This is a genomic window from Sphingobium lactosutens (assembly GCF_013393185.1).
Taxonomy (GTDB): Bacteria; Pseudomonadota; Alphaproteobacteria; order Sphingomonadales; family Sphingomonadaceae; genus Sphingobium; species Sphingobium lactosutens_A.
Genome location: NZ_QJQX01000061.1, coordinates 67,393 through 88,768 on the forward strand (window position 1 = coordinate 67,393; position 21,376 = coordinate 88,768).

Annotated in this window: 18 protein-coding genes and 1 pseudogene; 6 read left to right on the top strand and 13 right to left on the bottom strand. The window is 59.1% G+C overall.

What is annotated here, in order from left to right; translation table 11 throughout:
* Positions 1-88: 88 nt before the first annotated feature.
* Positions 89-274 carry a hypothetical protein gene (locus tag DM806_RS28040; RefSeq protein WP_256869371.1) on the top strand — a complete coding sequence of 62 codons (186 nt, stop codon included), beginning with the start codon at positions 89-91 and terminating at the stop codon, positions 272-274.
* A gap of 280 nt (positions 275-554) precedes the next feature.
* Here the strand turns inward: DM806_RS28040 and DM806_RS17945 are convergent, their stop codons facing one another.
* Both DM806_RS17945 and DM806_RS17950 read right to left on the bottom strand, forming a co-directional pair.
* Positions 555-1,913: an amidohydrolase gene (locus DM806_RS17945; protein WP_372859615.1), complete on the bottom strand. Its 1,359-nt coding sequence runs from the start codon at positions 1,911-1,913 to the stop codon at positions 555-557.
* Positions 1,914-2,205: 292 nt separating this feature from the next.
* The gene (locus tag DM806_RS17950) at positions 2,206-3,837 is read right to left on the bottom strand and encodes a TonB-dependent receptor (RefSeq protein WP_179044558.1); all 1,632 of its coding nucleotides are present in this window, start codon (positions 3,835-3,837) and stop codon (positions 2,206-2,208) included.
* 5 nt (positions 3,838-3,842) lie between these two features.
* On the opposite strand from DM806_RS17950, the gene DM806_RS17955 reads away from it, so the two are divergent.
* Positions 3,843-4,922, top strand: coding sequence for an IS630 family transposase (locus tag DM806_RS17955; protein ID WP_179044559.1), 1,080 nt, complete (start codon positions 3,843-3,845; stop codon positions 4,920-4,922).
* On the opposite strand, the gene DM806_RS17960 is transcribed toward DM806_RS17955, so the two are convergent.
* Entirely contained in the window at positions 4,873-5,688 is an 816-nt protein-coding gene (locus DM806_RS17960) for a TonB-dependent receptor plug domain-containing protein (protein WP_179044542.1), read from the bottom strand. The genes DM806_RS17955 and DM806_RS17960 overlap by 50 nt on opposite strands.
* A gap of 370 nt (positions 5,689-6,058) precedes the next feature.
* Here DM806_RS17960 and DM806_RS17965 point away from each other — a divergent pair, with 370 nt between their 5' ends.
* Entirely contained in the window at positions 6,059-6,985 is a 927-nt protein-coding gene (locus tag DM806_RS17965) for a LysR family transcriptional regulator (protein WP_179044543.1), read from the top strand.
* 181 nt (positions 6,986-7,166) lie between these two features.
* Here the strand turns inward: DM806_RS17965 and DM806_RS17970 are convergent.
* From DM806_RS17970 to DM806_RS17980, 3 genes and pseudogenes are all read right to left on the bottom strand, one after another.
* Positions 7,167-8,115 (bottom strand): annotated as a pseudogene (locus DM806_RS17970) (IS630 family transposase).
* Between the two features lie 109 nt (positions 8,116-8,224).
* On the bottom strand, positions 8,225-8,410 hold the full coding sequence (locus DM806_RS17975) for an excisionase family DNA-binding protein (RefSeq protein ID WP_179044544.1): 186 nt from the start codon (positions 8,408-8,410) through the stop codon (positions 8,225-8,227).
* Positions 8,407-8,637 carry a DUF2274 domain-containing protein gene (locus tag DM806_RS17980; protein ID WP_130030166.1) on the bottom strand — a complete coding sequence of 77 codons (231 nt, stop codon included), beginning with the start codon at positions 8,635-8,637 and terminating at the stop codon, positions 8,407-8,409. The genes DM806_RS17975 and DM806_RS17980 overlap by 4 nt, the downstream gene beginning before the upstream one ends.
* Before the next feature lie 36 nt (positions 8,638-8,673).
* On the opposite strand from DM806_RS17980, the gene DM806_RS27615 reads away from it, so the two are divergent.
* The gene (locus tag DM806_RS27615; protein ID WP_179044545.1) at positions 8,674-8,874 is read left to right on the top strand and encodes a hypothetical protein; all 201 of its coding nucleotides are present in this window, start codon (positions 8,674-8,676) and stop codon (positions 8,872-8,874) included.
* Positions 8,875-9,352: 478 nt separating this feature from the next.
* Here DM806_RS27615 and DM806_RS17990 read toward each other — a convergent pair whose 3' ends face one another.
* The gene (locus DM806_RS17990) at positions 9,353-11,290 is read right to left on the bottom strand and encodes an FAD-binding monooxygenase (RefSeq protein WP_179044546.1); all 1,938 of its coding nucleotides are present in this window, start codon (positions 11,288-11,290) and stop codon (positions 9,353-9,355) included.
* Positions 11,291-11,452: 162 nt separating this feature from the next.
* Between DM806_RS17990 and DM806_RS17995 the strand changes: the two genes are divergently transcribed.
* Positions 11,453-11,911, top strand: coding sequence for a MarR family winged helix-turn-helix transcriptional regulator (locus DM806_RS17995; RefSeq protein WP_256869372.1), 459 nt, complete (start codon positions 11,453-11,455; stop codon positions 11,909-11,911).
* Positions 11,912-12,073: 162 nt separating this feature from the next.
* On the top strand, positions 12,074-13,129 hold the full coding sequence (locus tag DM806_RS18000) for an aromatic ring-hydroxylating dioxygenase subunit alpha (protein ID WP_179044547.1): 1,056 nt from the start codon (positions 12,074-12,076) through the stop codon (positions 13,127-13,129).
* A gap of 339 nt (positions 13,130-13,468) precedes the next feature.
* Here the strand turns inward: DM806_RS18000 and pabB are convergent, their stop codons facing one another.
* The 6 genes from pabB to DM806_RS18030 all read right to left on the bottom strand — a co-directional run.
* The gene (gene pabB, locus DM806_RS18005) at positions 13,469-14,629 is read right to left on the bottom strand and encodes an aminodeoxychorismate synthase component I (protein WP_179044548.1); all 1,161 of its coding nucleotides are present in this window, start codon (positions 14,627-14,629) and stop codon (positions 13,469-13,471) included.
* Positions 14,630-14,655: 26 nt separating this feature from the next.
* A complete protein-coding gene (gorA, locus tag DM806_RS18010) occupies positions 14,656-16,002 on the bottom strand; it encodes a glutathione-disulfide reductase (RefSeq protein ID WP_179044549.1) in 1,347 nt (448 codons plus the stop codon).
* 142 nt (positions 16,003-16,144) lie between these two features.
* A complete protein-coding gene (gene folD, locus DM806_RS18015) occupies positions 16,145-17,017 on the bottom strand; it encodes a bifunctional methylenetetrahydrofolate dehydrogenase/methenyltetrahydrofolate cyclohydrolase FolD (protein ID WP_179044550.1) in 873 nt (290 codons plus the stop codon).
* Complete coding sequence (gene purU / locus DM806_RS18020) at positions 17,014-17,874, bottom strand: formyltetrahydrofolate deformylase (protein ID WP_179043289.1); 861 nt, start codon at positions 17,872-17,874, stop codon at positions 17,014-17,016. Before purU ends, folD begins: the two co-directional genes overlap by 4 nt.
* A 73-nt stretch (positions 17,875-17,947) precedes the next feature.
* Positions 17,948-19,222, bottom strand: a complete 1,275-nt coding sequence (locus DM806_RS18025) for an aminomethyl transferase family protein (RefSeq protein WP_179043290.1) — start codon at positions 19,220-19,222, stop codon at positions 17,948-17,950.
* Positions 19,223-19,296: 74 nt separating this feature from the next.
* Positions 19,297-21,376 (bottom strand): TonB-dependent receptor (locus tag DM806_RS18030; RefSeq protein WP_179043307.1); only part of this gene is annotated, 2,080 nt, incomplete at its 5' end.

Sequence of the window (21,376 nt, forward strand, 5' to 3'; positions counted from 1 at the left end):
TTTTTGCCAACCGGTAATGGAAACACCTCATAACCGAGGGCGGCCAGGTCGGCCGCCGGCGGTATGAGACAGCGGTCATGGCCACCCTGTGCGATCGGTTGCGCGCGGGATTTGGGTCGAAGGAACCCGCAATTATCGCCGCTTCGACGCCTATTTGTCGAGCCGGCGCGAGGCCGGTAAGATGGCCGACAGCCTGCCATTCCAGACCGACGCAGCCGCCTATCTGGAGGAGCGGGCGAGGAAGCTTGATTGGCGGCTGCGCCGTTTCGCCTAGCAACTCAAGGCGAACAGGCTCGCGGGCGTGGCGCTCAAGCGCGACCGACTTAAGCTGCAACCGATGCAGGCGATTACGCCGCCCGAGGCGGAAGCCCTCGATCGCAAGCTTGTCGCTGGCGGGTTTGTGAGCTGGCACCGCTTCGCCTGCGATTCAAGGACGGGCTGCTGCGTCGAGGCGCTCCCGCGGTCCCCACATATGAACCCGTGCGTGTGGAATCCTGCTCGGGATCCAAGCGCACGGGTCACCTGGCAAAGGCCGGGCTGCTATCAGTCTTGCGCTACTTGGCGTCGCGATAATTGAGGTTCGGCGCAGCACTACCGATCATCGACTTGTAGGTATATCCGGCGCCGCCGCGCCGCTCTTCCATCTCTGCCTTGGCCGCGGCAAGAGTCGTTGGATCCGTCATCAGTTCAGCTGCGGATAGAGCCATCGTCTTAGCAGCGAGAACCGTCGCCTTGACCCCGATAGAGCTGCCGGCCGCGGCGGCGAACTGCCAGGAATGGCCCGGCGTCCCAGGTAGGACGGCAGCTGTAGCTAGGCTGGATGTGGGCGTGACGTAGCTTATGTCGCCGACATCTGTGGAGACGTACATCTGCTTGTCTAGGGTGAAGGGTTGAACCTTACTGATCTCGGAGATGTCAGATTTCTCCGGATTCGGCAGAGTCTTGCGAATGGCCTCCGCCCACACCAGTTCCTCGGGGCTAAGGGTGATCGTCCCCGCGCGCCGCAGGTTCTTGTCCACCACCCGGCCGAGCGTGTCGTTCTGGAGCATATCCTTGTAGGCAATGGAGACAGTGTGGTTCATCTTGGTGGCGGTTCCAAGCGCGGCGCCCTCGCCAGCCTTGACGACCCGGTTGAAGACGGCGAGTGCTTCGGCGTCCACAGGGTGACGCGTCATGTAGTCCGACTTGGCAAGGCTCGGCACGACGTTGGGAGCTTTTCCTCCATCCGAAATGATGTAGTGGATTCGCGTATCCTGAGGGACATGCTCGCGCATCATATTGACCATGTTGTCCATCGCCTCCACGCCGTCCAGGGCTGAACGCCCCTGCTCCGGCGAGGGGCCTCCTGCTGCCGACTGGCCGACGAAGGTAAAGCGGCTGGCGATGACCGCCAGAGTACGATATTGAGCGGCTGAGTTCTCCCAGGACGGATGCCAGCTGAGCACCGCGCCGACGTCGTTGAACAAGCCATCACGAGTCATGTACACCTTGGCACCGCCCCCTTCCTCTGCGGGCGTCCCGTAGAGGCGTACCTCTCCTTGGATGTTGTTGGCCGTCATCCATTTGGAGACGGCGATGGCGGCTCCGAGAGAGCCCGCACCCAGCAGATTATGACCGCAGGCGTGCGCCGCCTCCTTGCCTGGCCGTGGCTTCTGGCTCGGCTGCGCTGTTTGGGAGATCCCAGGCAGAGCGTCGAACTCGGCGAGCAGCCCGATCACCGGCCCGCCCGTTCCACGCTTAAAACTGGCAACGAAGGCTGTCGGCATGCCGGACACACCTGTCTTGATGGCGAAGCCTGCCTTCTTCAATTCCGTTTGCAGCAGTGCCGCGCTCTTCTGCTCATGAAAACCGAGTTCGGCCCAGTCCCAGATCTGAAGCGCGACTTTTGACAGTTGCAACGAATAGTCATCCACGCTGGCTACAATCTGGCCGACCTGTTTGTTCGGAAGCTCCGCTCTCGCTCCGCTAGCCAAGACTACTGTAGCGACGGCAAGCGTTGAAACTCGAGAAAATCTACGCATTGATACTCCTTCGCATCTTTATCGGCGCAAGGCCGAGGGATCATGGTGTGGTGTCGCCGCCCTCCGCCGGGACGATGGTCGGATCAGCGTCCCATATCGGCGGTCATGATGACGCTGCTCGTCGGGGGGCGGCCATACCAGTGGTCAACCGATCTGCCGGTGTTTCAAGTGGACGGTCAGAAGCTCATCTTGTGAACCGAATCTGTAGCCCGAACACACGCGGTTCGTTGTATACCACAGTCGCTGAGGTGATCTGCGGAGTGATGACGCCACCTGCGGCCGCATATTCCGTGTCGAACAGATTACGGACGAAGACGCTGACATCCACGCCTTTGCCGGAGATGTCCTGCAATGAAACTCGGGCATCCACCGTGTCATAGCGATCCTGGATGCCGTTGGTGTCGAGTGGACGGTCTACATACCAGACCCTGGAACTGTGGAACCAGATTGCATTCATGACTAGGTCGGCAAAGTCACCAAGTCTGGTAGAGTAACGCACGCCCCCGCCCAAAGTCCACTTGGGGGTGTAGGCGAACTTGTTATTTACCGGATTGTTACCCAACAATGGGATGAACGCTGGGGCTGAGCTGAACTCATCGAATTTCGCGTGTGTGTAGGCGCCGAAGCCATTGATCGATAGCCCGCGCGCAGGCGTTGCCGAGAAATCGAACTCGACGCCTTTGATGGTCGCCTTCGCTGCGTTGATGTTCAGGCTAAGCGGATCATTGGCCGGATTGTTGTCGCCGTCGAAGTTCGGACCCGGGAAGATCGTCCGCTGGATGTTCGAGTAACTGCTCGTATAAGCCGCGACGTTCATCCGGGTCCGCATACCCGCGATGCGGAAGCTGCTCTTCAGACCGACCTCATAATCGGTGACGGACTCGGGATCATAACCCTCGAACCCATCATAAAACGCCGACAGGCCACTCTGATTGAACCCGCCCGAGCGATATCCCCGGCGGTTCGTCAGATAGAAGAACAGATCGTCGTTGACCTTGTAGTCGAGGCCAAGCGTATAAGTCCCCGCATCTGATTTCGCGGCTCCCGTCGCGCCACCCAGCTGTTCGCAGTTGCCAGGTCCGACACGTGGCACGTCGAGGGAAGTCGAGATCGTGCAGCCGGAAGATTTGTCCCAAGTATAGCGAAGACCCGCATTGAATCTCAACCCATACAGGAATCTACCGATGTCGTATCCAACCTGACCGAAGATCGCTTTCGTCTGCGCGTCATTGTAAACCTCGGTGTAGCGGAAAGTCTCTCCGGGAATCACCGAATCAAAATTTACGCTGCCGTCGACGCCACCTGGCTTTGTCCGAAGATAGAAGCCGCCGAAGATCCAGTCGAGCTTATCGTCCAGCGCTTTACCCAGCAGCTGAAGCTCGTTCGAATATTGTTCGACGTTAGTGTCTGAGCGGTTATCGTACAACTGGAGGAAGGTCCCGTCTAGGTCCGCCCGGCTTTCGATAACGCTGCTGCGGTACGCAGCGATGTTCTTCAGCGTGACTCTTCCGAAATCGATGGTAGTGGTGTTGGCAATCCCCCAGAACTCGCGATTTGAGGCTGGATCGATGCTGAGGGCGACTTTGCGGACGCCACGGGCGCGCTGATCGTTCAGCGCGATATCGATGTCGCAACCCGCGACGCCGCAATCGAAGAATGGGCGGTTGACGGCGGTTCGCGCGTTGCCGCCCGCCGGGAAGGAGGGAGTTGGGTAGGATCCAAACGGGACAACGACCGTTCCGTTCTCCCTAGTGGATCGATCGGAACGAATGAGTCCGTTTGAGGGATTCCCATTCTGTTGGTGCCGTGCGACGATGCGGCATGCGAACGGGTATTGAGATCAAGGTGACTGCACCGGATACGAAGCGGCTTGAGGCGATCGTTGCGGCGCGCGGTTCGCCACAGAAGCATGTCTGGCGGGTGCGGATCATTCTGCTGACGGCTCAGGGCTTGGGCACCCAGGCGATCATGGCAGCGACCGGCAAATCGAAGACATGTGTATGGCGCTGGCAGGAACGGTTTATGGCCGAGGGCGTGGATGGGTTGCTGCGTGACAAGACCCGGCCACCGGGGATCGCGCCTCTGGATGTGGCTTTGGTCGACAAGGTCGTGGCGCTGACGCTGGAACCGCCCAGCCATGAGGCCACGCATTGGACGGTGCGGGCGATGGCCAAAGCCATTGGTATCGCGGCGTCATCGGTGGTGAAGATCTGGCACGACCACGGTCTGGCGCCCCATCGGTGGCGCAGTTTCAAGCTGTCCAACGACAAGGCTTTCGCCGAGAAGTTGCACGATGTCGTCGGGCTCTATGTCTCGCCGCCTGCCCACGCCATCGTGCTGTCAGTCGACGAAAAGAGCCAGATCCAGGCGCTCGACCGCACCCAACCGGGCTTGCCGCTGAAGCGGGGGCGCGGGGCAACCATGACGCACGACTACAATCGTAACGGGACCACAACCCTGTTCGCCGCGCTCAATGTCCTGGATGGCTCCGTGATCGGCCGCAACATGCAGCGGCACCGGCATCAGGAGTTCATCCGCTTCCTGAACACCATCGAAGCCGAGATGCCCGCTGACAAGGCCATCCACGTCATCCTCGACAATTACGCGACCCACAAGCAGCCCAAGGTCCGTGCCTGGTTGGCCAGACATCCGCGCTGGACCTTCCACTTTGTCCCGACGTCTTGCTCGTGGCTCAATGCCGTCGAGGGCTTCTTCGCCAAGCTTACAAGGCGGCGCCTGAAGAACGGCGTCTTTCATTCCGTCGTCGATCTACAGGCCGCCATCAATCGCTTCATCAAGGAACATAACCAGGACCCGCGCCCCTTCGTCTGGAAGGCCGATCCAGACGAAATTATCGCCGCTGTGCGGCGCGGGCACCAAGTGTTGGAATCAATCCACTAGCGCGATAATAGTCGATGATGGTGGTGTTCGAGACTTGCGTGGACGGCTCCCACAGCAACGAGGCCCGAAATGAATCGGTGTGTCGATCGTCTAGATCGCCGCCAACTCCGATGTTCTTGGTGTAGCCCTCGCGGCGGGCCATCTGACCGGCAACACGCAGGGCGAGATGATCATCGACGATCGGCAGATTGATCGCGCCTTCGAGGGTTCTCTCCTCGTAGGAGGCGAGCGTCAGCTGAAGATAGCCCTCAGCCTTGTATCGTGGCTGCTCGGGATAGAGAAGAAGCGCACCGCCCGTTGTATTCCGACCGAAGAGAGTGCCTTGGGGGCCCTTCAAAACTTGGACCGAGGCCACATCGAAGGTCGGCAGGATGCTGCCTTTTGTGGGAAGAGGTACGTCGGCGAAATAGGTGACGACGGCCGGATCGCCGGCCCCTACGGCAGCCCGACGCTGGCCGCGAATAACGATGTTAGGAGTATCACGCGACGTCTGAGGCGCGACGTTCAAGCCGGGAGTCACGAAGGTCAGATCCTGGGTGTTGGCGACCGACCGCTCCCGTAGCGTTTCGCTGTCGAAGGCAGTCACGGACACCGGCACAGTCTGCGCGCTCTCCTGGCGGCGTCGGGCGGTGATGACAATGTTGCCGGTCTCTTCGGATCTGCCAGCCGCCTCTTTCGGGGAAGTACTCTGGGCGAATGCAGGGACTGCTGCAAAGATGCCGATCGAAGAGAAAAGAGCGTCTTGTATACATCCGTTCTTGATCATCAATTACCCCTCTTACATACCGTTTTATATGTCCCGTAGACGGCAAGCTCTTCCGCATTTGGATTAGTTTTCTTCATTAACTTGCAACCCAAATCTGTCTCAGATTTTGAGACCTGCCTGCGTGGCGAAGCTACGTTAATGGATGGTGACGTGGATAAGCGCGAGTGAACCGGATGTTACCCCAGCCACCACTTCCCGCCCGGTCGATGATTTTGATGTCGCCGATGTTTTAGACACGCCGGCCAGCTACACCCTCGCTTCTTTTTAGTTTCAAGCAGACACTATGAGCCCGTCGCGGGTTTTCCTAGCCATAGACGACCTATCTTTAATATAGTGCCAGCCAATAACGGGGCCGGGTGCAGGAGCGGGAATGATGGAGCTACGCCATTTTCGATACTTTCTCGCTCTCGCCGAGAAGCAAAGTTTCTCGCGTGCCGCGGCGGCGCTGCGCATCGCTCAACCTACCCTCTCCCAGCAGATAAGGCAGTTGGAACTGACGCTTGGGACGGCGCTCGTGCATCGTGAGCGACGCCCCGTCGAGTTGACGGAGGCGGGTCGCACATTCCTTCCGTTCGCGAGGAACGCGCTGGCTGCGATTGATGCAGGCAAGCGAGCATTGGCGGCCCCTGCGGAGCAGTTGGCGGGTGAGCTACGGATCGGAGTGACTCAAGGGCCGATGCGGAGTTTGGCGGATCTGAGCGCGCTTCGATTCGCGCGGCGATCTGGAGACATCCGATTGCGCGTCCTTGGTATGTCGGCCGGTGATGTCAAAGCCGGCGTCGCCTCGGGAGATTTGCATTTGGGTCTTTGCTGCGACATCGAGCCGGGCCCCAACTACGAGCTCATTCCGGTATTCAAGGACCGCGCCCTCGTGGCTGTTCATCCGGAACATTCATTCGCCACCCACAAGTTCGTCAGAATGGCATGGCTGGACGGCGTGCGGATGGTCCTTCCGCCATCAGGCATGTTGATGGGCCGACTCTTCGAGAGATGTCTTCTTGAGGGAGGTACCAAGCCGGTCATAGTGATGGAGACCGACTCGTTTACCGTCATGCAGAACATGCTTGAAGATAACCGGGTCGTCGGCTTGGCAAGCGAGTCGACGTCTCACATGTTTTCCAAATTCGTGACGCTGCCACTTGAAGGACCGCGTATAAACTTCACACTGTTCGTCGTTGTGCCCGATGGGGATAAGGATCCTCTGTTGCCGGCCTTCATTTCGGACTTGAGGGGCGTTCTGTCGCAGATGGTCGCGAGTGCAGACGAAATTCCCGATAATTCGGAAACCGGTCGGTAAGTTTCGGGCCTGCGCTTCTGGGGGAAGGCGACTGCGGATGCCGACAAGGAAGCCAAGGAGGCCTGGGTCATGGGCGACGTCTAGCCCGACTTTCGTTACCGGTACGGCGGCGGAGCGCCGCCGCTAGCCACATTCCAGCGCTCTTCGGCCTCAAGCATTCGCGCGCTAGAGCAGAATCCGATCACTCTGGCTCATACCCGGTGGCAGTAAAGTAATTTGCGCATTCTTCGGGAGTGAAGCGGGGCAGTGCCTCGCGAATTGCATCCCATAGGTCGGGGACGGTTCGGGCGGCGGCTTTCCGCAGGATGGCCTTGAGCTTGGAGAAGGCATTTTCGATTGGATTGAAGTCGGGGCTGTATGGCGGCAGGAACAGCATTCGCGCCCCGACTGCTTCGATGGCTTCACGGGCCGCCATCGTTTTATGAGCTGGCAGATTGTCGAGGATGACGATGTCGCCGGGACGCAGCGTTGGCGCCAGAACCTGCGCTGCATAGGCAGCGAACCATTCGCCAGTCATGGGACCGTCCAGGACCATGGGTGCGGTCATGCCCGTTAGGCGCAGCGCGCCGGTGAAGGTGGTGGTTTTCCAATGACCGTGCGGAATTGGGGAGCGACAGCGCATGCCGCGCTGGGCCCGTCCACGCAGACGCGCCATTTTCGTCGATGCGCCGGTCTCATCGATGAACACCAACCGTTCCGGGTCGAGATCAGGTTGGGCCTTAAACCATGCGCGTCGCCGCGCGAGAACGTCGGGCCGCTCCTGCTCGCTGGCGTGCGCTGTTTTTTTTCACGGTCATTGCGTGACGATCAAGAAAACGCCAGATCGTGCTCGGCGCAAATACGGCCCCATGCTGCGCTCGAAGCATCTCGGCAAGTTCAACAAGCGTGATGTCCACCTGCTCCTCGACCGCACCGAGAATAATGTCGCGATGGGCTTAAATCCGCCGCGACCGCATGTCGCCGCCTTGCCGCTTCGCCCGCGTCGATCCAGTCTCCCGCCATTCGCGAACCCAACGGATCGCGCTCGCCGCCGCAACTCCAAAACGCTCAGCTGCTGCGCGCCGTGACAGGCCCCCGTCAACCGCCGCAATCACCCGCGAACGTAAATCCTCAGAGATAGACTTCGTCATGCCAGGCTGACCTCCTTGTCCAGCTGACATCTTGAATCAGATTTCCCAACGAAAAGGAATCGTCCAGATTCAGTTAGGTCGGATTATGCTCTAGGACGGCCCTCATGCTTCATCTGCTGGTCAAGCGCTGGAGGCTGTCATAGCGCACCAAGGTCGCTCTTCCGACCTTAACGATTTCGATATCGCCGGCCTGGATCAATTCATAAATGCGGGACCGGCTGAGACCGGTAAGACGGACTGCTGTGGCCACGCGCACGGTGATGGGCGCAAGGCCTTGGTCAGAAGCGTCGGTCACGATTGGCCCCGCTGCGCTGTTTCTCGCGCCCGGATAAAGTTGCGATCGCTCTCCAGGAAGGCGGTCAGCATCGCTGGGATGAGATCGGCCACAGGTTCCTCGGTCCCATAGGTCTGCGCATAGATTGCTGCATAATCGCGCAGGGCATTTAGCAGGTCGGGCGTAACGGTGATTGCCAGCTTTACCGGCGTCCTGTCCGGCAGCTTGGCCAGTTTCAGCTCTACCATGCTTATCCTCCTGTCGACCCGCGCCAGGGCGCGAGGATGAGATCGCGGCTGACCAGCAGGCGCACTGGTGCGCCGGGTCGCACAGTGATCGTCGGTTGTCGGCGCGAAAGCCATGACATGCTTGGGACCATCGTGGCGAAGGTCGTCGCGCCCGACGCAACCGATCGCAACGTCGCCAACGACGAAAAGGCCGGCATCCCTGATATCCTTTGCGTTGCCCAGCGTGCCGATCCATAAGTGGTGGCGTTGCTCGATTGCCGAGCCCGCCAGACTGATCCGAAAATGGCAGCGAGGCCGCCGACGAGGCCGCGAGCGGCCGCGATCGTCCCCGCTTCGTCGAAGACCATCGGTGCATAAGCATCGAACGAGAACCACCAGAGGAACAGGGCCAGGGCGGGTAGATAGGCTGTCCCAAAAGCAGGAACCAGGGCGCGCCAAGCACCGGTTGGTAGGAAAGTTGCGCCGCTGCCCATTGGGTCGCGATCCATATGCTCGCGACGATGATGGCAAGCACAATCAGGATTTGGCCGATCAGGAGTTTCGTAGGGGTCATTCGGGCCTCCGCGCCGATACGATGTGGGCGGAGGCAAGAATGTCAGATTATCATTGCTGCGGTCAGACACCATGTGGTGACAACGGAGGCACACTGGGGCCACTCGCCTTTTCAATGGCAGTTGGTCATGATGACTGCTGCTGTGGCGCCCCCGACGCGCGGCTAATCGCAGTTGTCGCGCGTTAAAAGCATGAATCTATCAAAAAAGCGGACCAACTCATCTGCTTCAGCGAGTGAAAGGACGCCTGCGACATATTGGTCTGGCCGGACAATTACCGCGCATCCAAGCTCTCGGCTAATTCCGCGGGCAGCAAAGATGTCGCGGCTTGCATGGTTATCGGAGCAGAACGCCTTTTCGTAATCTATCAGGCCATGACGCCCCTTTCTGGGCAGAAGCAAAGCGGGCAGATTTTCAACACTGATTTCATCGTGCCGCTGCTGGAATATCGCTCTGACGTCAAAGACACTATCTACCTCTTCGGCGCGCGGCGTGAATTTGTTGAGAGGAGAGCGAGGATCTTCTCTCAAGAAGTGGCAAAGATCCAGCAACGGCGAGCCAGCGACGAGAGGTTGATGAGAATGTGCGAAAATCAGGATGCGCCAGCGGCCATCGGCCTCCAGGACATGACCAAGTTGCATCGATTTGGCATCAGCGAACCGGATGACTGGCGCAGAATGGAAACGCATGCCAACGGGAAAGCCGCGCGCTAATTCTTGGCTTTTTGACATAAGGGTGATCATTGAGGGCTTGTATTGCGTGGCCGTTCCCGCCGTGAAGCGGCCATGCTGAATAAAGTATCGCTGAAATTCCGCCGGATCGATGCCTTGGGGATTGTCAGCGTCCTTTGGCGCAGCACTGAACATTTTCGCGAACTCACGGTCAAAGTCGATCAGTTCCTGAGCAATCGCCCGGCGCTCGGCGGAGTAGGTGTGGAGAAGGGACGGTGAAGACCTTCCGTTCAAGACGGCTGCCAGTTTCCATCCAAGATTGAAGCTGTCCTGCATCGACACGTTCATGCCTTGGCCAGCCTTGGGGCTGTGGGTGTGACAAGCGTCCCCAGCGATGAATATGCGCGGATGGCTTCCGCTCTCGTCATCTAATGCATCGTCGAACTTGTCGCATACGCGCTGGCCGATCTCGTAGACTGACCACCAGGCGATTTCCTTTACGTCGATGGTGTAGGGGTGCAGGATGCGGTTCGCGGCTGCGATCAATTGGTCAGCCGTTACATTCTTGCTGGAGATCCTCTCGTTCTCATCCAACTTGTCGAGTTCAATGTAGAGGCGGACCAGATAGCCGCCTTCTCTCGGGATGATCAGAATGCTGCCCTCGGATGCGGAGTGAATTGCGGCCTTCAGGCGAATGTCCGGGAAGTCAGTAACGGCAAGGACATCCATGACTCCCCACGCCTGGTTCGCAGAATCCCCCTTGAGTGTTTGTCCGATGCTCTTGCGAACAGCGCTGCGGGCACCATCGCAGCCAACGACATAGCGTGCCCTGACCGTCTCGATATTCTCGCCAGGAGCGCGATCGAGACGCTCAAACCGGGCGGTGACAGGATAGGCATCGCCTCCGCCGTTGGCAGAAACGGTCAGGTCGAGGAGCTTGCGTGAATAGCTTGGCTCGAGTCGATGCGGTGACTTCTTCATGACTTCAAGATAGTGGTCATGGACGCGCGCCTGGTTGAGGATGACGTGCGGGAATTCGGAGAGACCATCCTCAGTGTCCGGGACGCGACCGCTGCGCACTACACGACTTGGATCTTCATCGTCCGGCTTCCAAAAAGTGACTTCGTTAACCCAATAGGCCTCGTCCATGAGTCGCCCAGCAAAGCCAAACGCGTTGAACATTTCCATTGTCCGACATGCAATTCCATCGGCCTGTCCGAGCTCAAGCGGACCGGGCTTTTGGTCTACGATCCGTGTCACGATGTTTGGAAAGGTCGATAATTGTGCCGCGAGCGTCAGGCCCGCGGGACCACACCCAACAATGAGGACGTCCACCAGGCTTTGCTCGTCGGCCTGTACCGCTTCTAGCATGTCAGCGGGTTCCTTGAAGGACGGATCGCCGGCCTTGAAGCCATCGAGATGAAATTGCATGCTCTCTCTCTCCTCGGAGAATGTTATGATTGCACAGCCTTGCGTCGTCGCTTCATGATCGGTTGCACAAGCGGCAGGCTCCGACAAACCGGAACATTAGGGCTGGTCGGCTAAATAGGAAGTATACTGAGTAATTTTGTTTGTCAAACGGAAGGATGAAATTTGACCGAGCTAGACGGCATGCCAGGGCACCTGATCCGGCGCCTTCAGCAGATTGCAGTGGCTGTCTTCCACGCGGAAACCGCCGTCTACGGATATGATCTAACTCCTGTGCAATATGCTGCACTTCGGGCAGTGCAGGAGCATCCTGGGATCGATCAAGGAACGCTTGCGGGACTGATTGCGTATGATCGCACCACGATCGCCGGGGTTGTTGATCGTCTGGTTAAGAAGGGGTTGCTTTCACGAGAAGTGAACCAAGCCGATCGCCGTGCCCGAGAAGTGCGCATCACCGAGATAGGATGCGAGGCAATCGAGGCTATGAGGGAAGGCGTTGAGCGGGCGCAGCTCAAGATGATTGAGGCGCTGAGTCCGACCGAGGCCAATGAACTGATCCGCCTGCTGCAGAAAGTCACCACAGAAGGCAACGAATTGAGCAGGGCGCCGCAAAGGGCTCCTTGATCTCGTTGAGAGGCGAGGAGATTGCGGGCTTGACGCAAAAAAAGGGGGTGTACTTCCTAATTGATGTGGGGCACCTTTGCTCGACGAAGCAGCCTTGATTCGTAGGACTTAAACGGTCTGGCGAAGTCAAAAGTGCTCGCGCATAATCATTAGGAGGGAATAATGTATCCGTTCAGGCAGGGCTCGTTTGCGATCCGTAATGGCTGGTACATTGCTGCATTTGCGAGTGAAGTCGGCAAGGAACCGCTTGCTCGCAATATCCTGGGCAGTCCAGTGGTCCTCTATCGCAAAATGGACGGAGCCGCAGTTGCCGTAGGAGGACGTTGCCCGCACCGTCATTTTCCTCTCGGTGCGAGCCGCGTAAATGGTGATGACATAGTTTGCGGATACCATGGCCTAAGTTTTGGTCCGGATGGTCAATGTGTCCATGTCCCCAGTCAGAATTCCGCGCCCAGGAGCTTTAAGATCCCGGCCTATCCCCTCGTAGAGTACGGACCATGGCTCTGGATCTGGCCTGGTGACCCTGAAAAAGCCGATCAGGATCTTTTGCCCAACCTCGATGAAATCGGTCTGAACGATCCGTGCATGACATTCCGAACATTGGGAAGTCATTTGGTCAAGGCGCGTTACCAACTCATAAATGATAACCTGCTCGATTTGTCGCATCTGGGTTTCCTCCATGGCAATACTATCGGAACGCCGGAGAATAGCTCGACGCCAGAGGAAGTCAGAAAGCGCGGCAATTATCTTGAAACACGCCGGATGATCCGAAATTGCGAGGCTCCGCCCGTGCTCAAGGCGCGAGGATATGAGGTAAGCCGGATAGATCGCGATACCGGCGGAGGCTTTTACATTCCAGGCTTTCATACAACGTTTGGCGACACCCTCTTTCCAGAGGATCATGAAATCTCGCCAGGGCAGGTGATTGCGAAGACTCGTGTATATCATGGCGTAACCCCTGCGACGTCCACCACTTCCAACTACTTTTTCGCCGTGGGGCTGTCCGACCCCGATTCGTTTGACGCGATGGTTGCCTTCCTTGGAAAGGTTATCGAAGAAGACAAGTTTGCAGTAGAAGAAGTCGAGAAGATGCTCCAACTGGTGTCGGAATTGCCGAGCGAGTTGCTGATCAAGAGCGATCATGCAGCGGTTGAAGGGCGGCGGATGCTTCAAGCGGCGATGGATGTTGAGGCTACGGCTTGTCCCCAAGGGCTTTGACGCTGCCTAGACAATTGCTGGAACTCCGACAGTTGGCCGTATATGCATGCAGTCTTGTGGCGGCGCGGGATCGGCGGCGGCAAAATGGCAAGCAAATGCGTTAAAAATCGATCATGCGGATCAGCCTATGGCATATCTAAGCTTGCATGCATTGCAAGTCTGTATACACTCTTGCGCATAAGAAGGCACTGTGTGTAGCCGAGTAATAGGGAGAGTGTAATGATCGTGATCCGTATTCTGGTGGGAGCAGTTTGCTCCATCTTGGATTGCTTTGCGGCGGTGGCCGAGCACGATTGCTGTTCCCAATGGGATCGTCAGAAGTGAGGCGCCGCGATGGTCTCAGGACAAGAATTTGCTTTTGACCAAGCATTCATCCCATTCTAAATCGAACTTGGAATCAGCGACAATCCCCGAGCCAAGCCCCAGCGTCCCGGTGGTTGCTCCACGTTCAAGGCTGATCGTCCGGATTGCGACGTTGAATTCTGCTTCGCCCGCAGGATCGATCCAGCCGATTGATCCGGTATAGATGCCGCGGCTGTCATTTTCGAGTTCGGCTATAATTTCCATTGATCGGACCTTTGGCGCTCCTGTGATCGATCCACAGGGAAACGCGCTCGCCAGAATATCAATCGCGTTCAAGGATGGCTTCAGGACAGCCCTGATCTCTGACACAAGCTGATGCAATGTAGGGTATCGCTCGACATCGAAGAGCCTTGGTACTTTTACGCTCCCAGGTAGTGAAACCTGTGCAAGATCGTTCCGGAGAAGGTCCACGATCATCAGGTTCTCTGCGCGTTGTTTGTCGCATTTGGCCAAGGCCTGGGCCAGTTCCTCATCGGCGCGCGGTGTGCTTCCTCTAGGCGCCGTTCCCTTCATAGGTCGCGAGGTTATGCAACCGTCCGCGAGCCTAAAGAAAAGCTCCGGCGAAAAGGACAGGATATAATGGCTAGGTATAGAAACCACCGCTCCATACCCAGCGGACGCCCTTTCTCTGATCGCTGCAAAGAAAGCCAGCGGATGCGGTCCAATTTCAACTGTTGACCTGAATGTGAGATTGGCCTGATAGATGTCGCCTGCATGGATGTATTCCATGACGGCCTCCATGTTGCGCCGATGCACGGCGTGACTGATATTGGGCACAACAGGCGCAAATCCCTCGATGGAACAAGGGGAGGGAAGCAAGGCTTCAATTTGCGGGCGTGTGAGCTCGACTTTGCGATCGAAGATCCCGAACCAGAGCAATGGCACGGTGCTCGTGGACGCAGGCATGAGCCCGACAAGGCGTGGATCAAGGGCATAGCCGGCCTCATAGGTGACAAAGCCTGCAAGGTGCCGGCCGCGTCGGTAAGCAGCTCTCATGCAATCGAAAGCTGGAGCTACGTCTGCAAGATCTTTGGCAATAATGGTGTCAACGGGCCTGGAATAGCAGCGCCCGCCAGCTTCGCTACCGTGCCGCGCATCATCGAAGAGAAGAAACGGCGTCTCGGGAAGATGCTTCATGGGTCGCAACGGTTCGATGCAACTGGTCATTTCATGAGCACGAGCTCTTCTGCCATGGAGGGGTGCAGTGCCATCGTAGCATCGAAATCCGCCTTCTTCATCCCGCCGTTGACGGCGATCGCGGCGGCCTGGAGGATTTCGGGACTTTCAGGGCCGAGCATGTGCAGGCCGATGACCTGGTCGGTCCCGGGATGGACAACAAGCTTGTAGAATGCTCGCTCAGGAACATCGAGAAGAACATTCTTCATCGGCCGAAAGTCGGATGTGTAGATCGTCACGGGCCCAAATTTGGCAGCCGCTTGCTCTTCGGTCAGGCCCACGGCGGCGAGAGGTGGATTGGTGAAAACGGCTGATGGCACGTTTTCGTAATTTATCGCAGACGCCCCGTTCCCAAAACATCGGTCTGCGAATGCTTGCCCCTCTCTTATCGCAACAGGGGTGAGCTGTATCCTATTGGTTACATCGCCAATTGCAAAAATAGTCTCGCAGCTTGTTCGATTCACTTCGTCGACGCAAATGGCGCCCTTCGTATCGACAGCGATCCCTGCCTTTGCGAGGCCCAGGTCCCCAGTCTTGGGCAACCTGCCAGCCGCATGGAGAACCGTGCTACATGAAATATGGTCGCCATTGCTCAACTGGACATCCAAGCTGTCGGCCCCGATCCTTGTAATCTTCTCGAATGTGGCGCCTGCGACAATCTTGACGCCCTTATCGGAGAGAGACGTGAGCAAGCGGCGGACGACCTCGGCGTCATGACTGCGTAGGAACGTGTCGGACCTATTGACCAGCGTGACGTTGCTTCCCAAGGCGCGGAAGATGCTGGCAAACTCAAGCGCAATGTAGCCGCCACCAAGGACGACGAGCGTTTCCGGCAACCGTGCAAGAGAGAATATCTCGTTTGATGTTATCCCCAGTTCGGCGCCAGGGATTTGGGGTATGATCGGCCAAGCACCGACCGCAATGAGAATCTTCGACGCGGAATAGACTTCGCCTGAGGCAAGCTTCACCTCATGTGGTGATACAATCGACGCCCGCCCGGGAAGAAATTTGACTTCGGAGCGTTCAAGATTCGCGCGATAGATGGCCTCCAGGCGACTAACTTCACGAGCGAGGGAAGAGCGTAGGGCACTCCAGTCCAGATTTAGGCCTTCAGCGTCGACCCCCAGGGTGGGAGAATGGAATAAGTCGCTCGCAAGATGCGCCGCATAGGCCATCATCTTCTTCGGAACGCATCCGCGGATGACGCATGTGCCTCCGACGCGATGCTCTTCAGCGATTGCAACCCGAGCGCCATGGGCGGCGGCGACGCGCGCCGCTCTCACGCCACCAGAACCCGCGCCGATTACAAACAGGTCAAAATCATGGGCGGGCATTCTATGGTTCTCCGGTTCCTATGTGTTTGCAGCAAGTTCATTGGCGCGCGGGCGATTCATTGGCCTGAAAGCAGGCACGGTCTTGTCCACGGAAGCTCTCGTGCAAGGCCATCGCCTTATTACACTTCGACCTGCTCTACCTTCAGTCGGGACACGTTTCCCGCAGGAAGGCATCCACTGTGTTGGACAGGAGGCATGCGATCGTCATGGGGCCAACGCCACCCGGGACGGGAGTGATCGCGCCAGCACGTCCCAACGCCTCATCGAAAGCGACATCGCCAACTATTCGGCGCTGCCCTTGCTCATCCACGATGCGGTTGATTCCAACGTCTATCACGATAGCGCCTGGCTTGATCCATTCGCCCCTAATGCAATGCGGACGACCTACGGCGGCAACGACGATATCGCTGGCCGCGATCTCCTCTGCCAGGTTCCTTGTCTTGGAATGCGCAAGCGTGACTGTGCAATCTTGCGCGAGCAGAAGCTGCGCCATGGGCTTGCCAACGATGTTGGAACGGCCGATAATTATTGCCTTGAGGCCCGCAAGGTCCGGGCGCACCGATTGGATGAGCTTCATCGAGCCGAGGGGAGTGCAGGGGACGATGCCACCACTCTGGGTCGCGATCATTCCAACATTGATTGGGTGAAAGCCATCAACATCCTTGCGCGGGTCGATCGCAAGGAGGATCTCGGTCGAGTTGATATGCGCCGGGAGTGGCAGCTGCACCAGTATGCCATGCACTGCCGGGTCTTCGTTGAGTTCTTCTACCAATCGCAGGAGGTCTTCCTGTAAGACATCGCTGTCCAACCGGTGCTCGATCGATGCAAGCCCGACCTCCGTTGTTTGCTTGATCTTGGACCTGACATAGATCTCGCTCGCCGGATCGTGGCCGACCAGTACGACTGCAAGGCCCGGAATGGGGCCGGAATGCTGCAATCGGGCTACTTTGCTGCGGATTTCGGCCTTGAGAGCAGCCGCGACGGCTTTCCCGTCGATTATCTTGGTCTCGCTCATGAGTGGAAGACCACGGTTTTGTTATTGTTGAGGAACAGTCGTCCCTCGAGGAACCAAGCGACCGCGCGGGCGAGGACGCGGCGCTCGATGTCGCGTCCTTTCTGGACGAGGGCATCGGCGCTATGCTCGTGGCCGATGCGTTCGACATCCTGCTCGATGATGGGGCCTTCGTCGAGGTCGGAGGTGACGAAGTGGGCGGTTGCGCCGATGAGCTTGACCCCGCGGCCGAACGCCTGGTGGTAGGGCTTTGCGCCCTTGAACCCGGGCAGGAAGCTGTGGTGGATGTTGATGCAGCGGCCCGAGAGGAAGGTGGCAAGGTCGTCGGAGAGGATCTGCATGTAGCGGGCCAGGACGATGAGTTCGGCGCCGCTCTGCTCGACGATCGCCTTGATCTGCGCTTCCTGCTGGGACTTGGTGTCCTTGGTGATGGGGAGGTGGTGGAAGGGGGTGTCGCCCAGGTCCATGGCGCAATAGGTTTCGCGCGGGTGGTTGGAGATGATGCCGACCACGTCCATGTCGAGTTCGCCGATGCGCTTGCGGTAGAGGAGGTCGACGAGGCAATGGTCGAACTTGGAGGCGAGCAGGAGGACCTTGGTGCGCTGTTCGCGGGGCCGGATCTTCCATTCCATGCCGAAGGCCTCGGCGATGGCGGCGAACTCGCTGGCGAGGGCTTGGCTGTCCTGTTCCTCGGGCATGCCGAACACGACGCGCATGAAGAAGCGGCCGGTGTCGGCGTCATCGAACTGGTTGGCCTCGACGATGTTGCCGTTGAACTTGAAGAGGTGGCCGCTCACCCGGGCGACGATGCCAGGTCGGTTGGCGCAGGAGAGGGTGAGGATATAGGGCAGGTCAGCCATGTCATGGGTCCGCAATGAGGCTGCCGGCGCCACGGGCGCCGGGAGCATGTTTGTCAGCTTGGAAGGGCTCGGCTCAGTATTTGTGGAGATCGTCGCGCCTGTTGTCCTGGTAGGGGGCAGGGGCGACGGTCGCCCGGATTTCCTTTTGTGGCTGCCCGGGGTTGCCCCAGGTGACCACGACCTCGGTGCCTGGCTCTGCTGATTCCGGCTCGATGCAGACGAGCGAGAGCATCTCGCGGAAGTAGTAGCTATAGCCGCGTGAGGTGGCGGCGCCAACGACCCGGTCGCCGCGCAGCACCTTGTCAACGGTCATGGTGGCGCGCTGCTCGCGGGGCATTTCCATGAACTGGTAGGGCGTGGCTTCCTTGCGGAAGAGCGAGGCATAGACATCGGCGACATCCTGCGCATTCCACACCAGGGTCCGCATCACCCGCCCGGGTGTTTCGGCTTCCTTCTCGAGGGCAGCGCGCCCGATGAAGTCATGATCGAAGCGGATGTTCTTGCCCCAACCCAGCTCGATGGGGCTGCGATAATATTCGCTGACGTCGCTGGCCTCGTAGCTGCCGTTGACGCTGAAGGTGGCGAAGCCGCCGCCGAGCGACCGGAAGAACTCCTCGCGATAGCTGTCCATGTCCTTGCCGAAGACGGCAGGGAGATAATCGAGGACGGCGGTAGGGAAGCAGGCTTCAAGATGGCCGACATTGCTGGCGCGACCGCCCAGGCGCCGCAGGCCGTGCTTTTCGCCGGCCTTGAGCAGGGTGGCATAGACTTCCTCGGCATGGGCGCGAGGACCCTGCAGCTCGAAGCCGGGGCCAAAGGACATGCCCTGCCGCAGCGCGAGCAGCTTGTGGCCGGCGATCTCGATTTCGCCCGAATGCATGAACTTGATGTCGCGCAGGCTGGTGCCCGATACCTCCTCGAGGAGGGCCAGGGTGTTGGGCCCGGCTACCTGGAAGTTATACCAGTCCTCATGTTCGGAGACGACGTCATAGTTGCCCTGGCGACGGACATAGTCGACCCAGAAGCTGCCGCGGCCCATGAGCACGAACTCATCCTCGCCTACGCGGGTGAGGATGCCCTCGGCGATGACCTTGCCGTCGGCATTGCAGTGGGTGGCATGCTTGGACTGGAGGATGTCGAACTTCTTGAACCCGTTGATGACGGTATCGCGCAGCAGGCGCATGGCGTCGGGGCCCTTGAAGCGGCGCTCCCAGATCCAGGACCAGTCGCCGATCGAGCAGGTCCGCTTCCAGGACATGCTTTCATCGATCCAGTCGGTAAACTCGATCTCGCCAAAGCGGCTGGTGATATAGCCGGGCGGCATGAAGCGCATATCGGCGACGTTCATTCTAACTTCCTTTCTTCACGGCGCTCTTGCCGCCTGTGTCTGGGGCGGTGGGGGCAGGCCCACCGCCCGGATTGTCAGAAGCGGTAGCCCACTTCCACGCCGTACATACGCGGATCGCCCAATACGCCGCCGGTCAGGCCGCCGAAGGGCAGGCTGTAGAAGGCCTGCGCCGCGGTATAATATGTCTTGTTGGTCAGGTTGGTGCCGAACACCGCCACCCGCAGGTTGGAGCCCCCGATCTTGTCGAAGGTGATGCGGCCGCCCAGCACGCCATAGCCCGGGATGACTTCGCCCGGCAGGGGCGGGCGGTCCTGGCGAATGACGCTGGAGGTGTGGAAGTAATCGGCCTGTGCACTGACCTCGCCGATATTCTCGGGCACCGGCAGGATGACGCGGCCAGAGAGCCGGTAGTTCCACTTGGGCACATAGGCGAAGGGCGGGATGCCCGTCAGCGTGCCGTCGTTGAACTCCTTGTACTTGGCATCGGTATATCCCACGAAGCCGGTCAGTTCGATCGCCCGGATGGGGCTGACGAACAGTTCTGCCTGGGCGCCATTGATATGGGCCTTGGCGGCGTTGAACAGGGTACGGACCGGGGTGGTGCCAATGACGGTGAAGACGTTGCGCTGGATGTCCTCGTAGATGGAGTGGAAGGCGGACATGGAGGTGCGGTAGCGCATGCCGCCCAGGCGACCCTGGCTCTTGAAGCCGATCTCATAGTCGGTGAGGATCTCGGGCCTCAACTCGGTGAAGGTGGCAGGGGTAGTGGCGCCGCCATTGAAGCCGCCACTGCGGTAGCCGCGCCGGTTGGTGACATAGAGGAGGGTGTCGGCGTCGGGCTTGTAGTTGAGGCTCAGCGTCCAGGTCGGCTTCTTGAAGGTGGCCGACTTGCCGGTGTTGAGTGCGACGGCCGTGGGGCTCGACTGGGCATATTGGTAGACGTTGCGATCGTCGATCGTGTAGCGCGCGCCGGCCGTCATGCTGAGCTTCTGGCTCAGATGATAGTCAACCTGGGCGAAGAGCGACTTGCTCTCATTGGTGGCACGGTCGAGTGGGCTGATCAGGAAGGGGCTTGCGAACACACTGTTGAAGGTGGTGCTCGTCGCCTGCTCCCAGAAGAAATAGGCACCAGCGATATAGTCGAGCTTGTCGTCGAGCGCCTTGCCCGAGACCTGGAACTCGTTGGTCACCTGCTCGGCCTTGACCTTGACCCGCTGGATGAGGGTGTTGATCGGCAGCGAGGCATCTGCGGTGTCGTCGCTCCTGATCCGGCGATAGTTGAAGATGTTCTTGAGGGTGACGTCCCCGGCCTCGAGCGTCGAGGTGTTGGTTACGCCATAGTTGGAGGAACGGCTCGGGGAGTCGGTGAACTGGGCGACGCGTCGACGGTCGGCCTGCTGGGCGGCAAGGGCGGCCAGACGCACGGAGAGCGGGTTAACCGGGGAGTTGATGGCGGGGTTGACGGCAATGACGGTGACGCCGCCGTCGTTGCTGTGCCCCTTGAAGCCATCGACGATGGTGACATTGCGAAACTGGTCGGAGGGCTCGAGGAGCAGCGATACACGGAAGGAGTCCGAGTGATCGGTGCGCAGTTCGTTGCCGGTGGTGGCATTGGTGAGCCAGCCGTCGCGGCGGGTCAGGTTGCCCGCCAGGCGCAGGGCGACCTTGTCGCCGAGCGGGACGTTGAGCGCCCCTTGCAACTCGCGGCGGTCATAGTTGCCATAGGTGCCCTGGACATAGCCTTCGACCTTGCCGAGCTTGGGCGCCTCGGGGGCGATCAGGATCGCACCGCCTGTGTGGTTACGGCCGAAGAGGGTGCCCTGTGGCCCCGACACAACCTGGATGGAACTCAGGTCATAGAAAAGCTTGCCGCTGCCCTGAGGGCGGGCCTGCACGGCCTCGGCGAAATAGAGGCCCACCGCCGGGTCCGAGGTGGGAAGGCCCGAGGTCTCGATCTGACCGCGAATGATGAAGCTCACGGTCGACTGACGCCCTTGCACAGGATAGGTGCGCACTTCAGGTGCGACGCGGCCAAGGTCGGCGACCGAGGAGATGTTGGCGCGCTGCAACTGGTCGCCGCTGACCGCGGTCACAGACACAGGAACATCGACGATCGACTCGTCACGCCGCCGGGCGGTCACGACAATATTGTCC

Bases quoted from the DNA above. Each gene is read 5' to 3' on its own strand.
- DM806_RS17955 (WP_179044559.1), top strand. From the start codon at position 3,843: ATGCGAACGGGTATTGAGATCAAGGTGACTGCACCGGATACGAAGCGG.
- DM806_RS17960 (WP_179044542.1), bottom strand. From the start codon at position 5,688: ATGATCAAGAACGGATGTATACAAGACGCTCTTTTCTCTTCGATCGGC.
- DM806_RS17965 (WP_179044543.1), top strand. From the start codon at position 6,059: ATGATGGAGCTACGCCATTTTCGATACTTTCTCGCTCTCGCCGAGAAG.
- DM806_RS17980 (WP_130030166.1), bottom strand. From the start codon at position 8,637: ATGGTAGAGCTGAAACTGGCCAAGCTGCCGGACAGGACGCCGGTAAAG.
- DM806_RS27615 (WP_179044545.1), top strand. From the start codon at position 8,674: ATGAGATCGCGGCTGACCAGCAGGCGCACTGGTGCGCCGGGTCGCACA.
- DM806_RS17990 (WP_179044546.1), bottom strand. From the start codon at position 11,290: ATGCAATTTCATCTCGATGGCTTCAAGGCCGGCGATCCGTCCTTCAAG.
- DM806_RS18000 (WP_179044547.1), top strand. From the start codon at position 12,074: ATGTATCCGTTCAGGCAGGGCTCGTTTGCGATCCGTAATGGCTGGTAC.
- pabB (WP_179044548.1), bottom strand. From the start codon at position 14,629: ATGAAGCATCTTCCCGAGACGCCGTTTCTTCTCTTCGATGATGCGCGG.
- gorA (WP_179044549.1), bottom strand. From the start codon at position 16,002: ATGCCCGCCCATGATTTTGACCTGTTTGTAATCGGCGCGGGTTCTGGT.
- folD (WP_179044550.1), bottom strand. From the start codon at position 17,017: ATGAGCGAGACCAAGATAATCGACGGGAAAGCCGTCGCGGCTGCTCTC.
- purU (WP_179043289.1), bottom strand. From the start codon at position 17,874: ATGGCTGACCTGCCCTATATCCTCACCCTCTCCTGCGCCAACCGACCT.
- DM806_RS18025 (WP_179043290.1), bottom strand. From the start codon at position 19,222: ATGAACGTCGCCGATATGCGCTTCATGCCGCCCGGCTATATCACCAGC.